General features: G+C 76.9%; 1 protein-coding gene and 1 pseudogene. Both read right to left on the bottom strand.

Annotated elements, in window-relative coordinates:
* Window positions 1-541, bottom strand: a 541-nt coding sequence (locus MHW47_RS34685; RefSeq protein ID WP_239227806.1) for a PucR family transcriptional regulator ligand-binding domain-containing protein, incomplete at its 3' end; no start/stop codon positions are given.
* Window positions 542-712: 171 nt separating this feature from the next.
* Window positions 713-2277, bottom strand: a pseudogene (locus tag MHW47_RS34690) (ATP/GTP-binding protein); the annotation flags it as partial.

Genomic DNA, 2277 nt, shown 5'->3' on the forward strand with positions numbered 1-2277 from the left:
CGGCCACCACGGCGCCGGTGGCGTCGTAGAGGGCGGCCCAGCCGTCGACGTGGGCGGCGAGCCGGGCGAGCAGGGCGTCGGGGCCGTCCCCGGCGAGCGCGGCGCTGGTGAGTTCGCGCTGGGCCTCGAAGCCCGCGGTGACGGCCCGGTACTGCTCGGCGGCGATCTGCGAGGAGACGGCCTTGGCGATGGCGAGGAAGGGGGTGCGGCGGGGCACTTCGAGGAGCGGCAGCCCGGCCTCCTCGGCGGCGCCGATCAGGGGCTGGGGCACCTCGTCGTAGTTCACGCCCACGGCGAAGCCGAGACCGGCGACCCCGGCGTCGGCCAGCCTGCGCACGTAGCGCCCCATCGCCTCCGGGTTCTCCGCGTCCAGGTTGGTGGCGGTGACCAGCAGCAGCTCGCCGCCCTCCATGTAGGGGACGGGGTCGGCCAGCTCGCTGGCGTGCGCCCAGCGCACCGGGGTGTCGAGGCGGTCCGCTCCCGCGCGCACCCGGAGTCTGAGCGCCGAGTGCTGGACGAGCGAGGCGAGGGTGGGCGGCATGGAGGGGCTTTCGGGAGAGGCGGCGGCGGAAGGGGTGGGAGGGCCGGGGCGATTGCGCCGTCCCGTATGAACGGCCCTGCTCGATTCTGCCAGGGTGGCAGAGTTCCTGTCACCGCTGCCGCACCCGGCGCGCCCCGGTCCGGCCGGCCGCCGCCCCCGCCGCCCCCCGCCTCAGCCGGCCAGCCGGACGAGCAGCGGGGGCATGTGCTCGCCGCCCACCGTGGTCAGCGAGAGGACCGCGTGGCCGGGCGGGAGTTCGTAGGCGAGCGCGGAGGCGGACCAGCGCTCCCGCTCGACCTGGCGCACGGTCACCGCGTCGGTGGTGACGGCCTTGCCGGTGGCCATCTTGCGCAGCGAGTGCAGGGCCCGGGTCAGCGGCTGGTCGGCGAAGACCCCGTGCTGGGCGACCTCGCGGACCTCCACCCACTCCTTGCCCCACGCCTCCGCGAAGCGCTTGCCGTCCCAGGTGGTCAGGCCGGGGAAGACCATGGCGCAGCCGAACGCGCCGAGCAGCGCGGTGTGCAGCGTCTCGGGCACGTCGTCCAGGGTGCGCAGGGCGAGGACCGCCCCGGCGTTCATGGACCGCAGCCGCCGGATGCCCCGGACGGTCTCGGCGGTGACGGTGTGCGTGGCGTCGTCCAGGACGAGGCAGACGAACTGCGCGCGGTCGGTGCGGGCCGCGACGACGGCGTTGAACTGGGCGAGCACCAGCCGGGCCAGCACCCGGGAGGCCTCGGCGTGGACTCGTTCGGGCAGGTCGATCCTGACCCGCAGCGGATGGCGGCCCAGGGAGCGCAGCGAGAACGGGCGGGCGTCGTCCCCGGTGGCGAAGAAGCCGGCGAAGGCGGGCCGGTCGAGGGTGGCGACCCGGTCGGCCAGGACGGCCGTCGGGTCGGCGGCGCTGCCCGCGTGGCGCGCCCCGGCCTCCAGTTCGCGCAGCATGGCGTGGTGGCCGCCGCTCGCCAGGGCGTCGCGCAGGGCGCCCAGCGCCTCGGCGGAGCCTTCGAGGAGTTCGCGGAGTTCGGGGACGGCGGGGAAGCGGCCGTGGACGGTGCGGTACGGGCCGAGGAGCCGGCCGAGCGCGGTGGCGGCGCGGCGGGTGTCCACGGTGGGCAGGTCGCCGGCCAGTCCTTCGGCGAGGGCCGCCGCGGCCTCGTCCGGGTCGGTGGTGCCGGCGTACAGGTCGAAGTCGTGCGGGGATGCGGGGTCGCCGATGCGGATGACCACGTCGTAGGCGTCGTCCGGGCCGAGCGCGCCGCCCCCGCCGCCGACGGCGAGCACCGCGGCCTGTCCGGTGAGGGCGCGCAGGGCGAGGGACTCCACGACGGGCCGGACGACCCGGTCGGTCTTGCCGGAGCCGGGCGGGCCGACGACGAGCAGTGAGGTGCCGAGCGACGCGGGCTCCAGTGCCAGGCCGGAGCCGCGGCGCGGGTAGGGGTTGCGCGGGTCGTCGGCACACTCCCCGATGCGCACCTGGCCGGTCAGCGGGTCGTGGGTGACGGTCCGCCGGGACAGGTCGCGCAGTCCGGAGGGGTGCAGGAAGGCGTCGGCGCCCTTGCGCAGGACGGTCTCGGTGAAGGAGGCGAGGCGGTCGGGGCGGCCGCGGGCCCCGGTCCAGGCGTGGCGCACCCGTTCGCAGTCCACGTCGTTCATCCGGCCCGCGTACACCGCTGCGGTGAGCGCGTCGGCCGCCTCGGCGGCGCCGGCGGCGCGCAGGGCGGGCCACTGGGAGCGCG

It is taken from the genome of Streptomyces sp. OfavH-34-F (genome assembly GCF_022347745.1).
GTDB lineage: Bacteria > Actinomycetota > Actinomycetes > Streptomycetales > Streptomycetaceae > Streptomyces.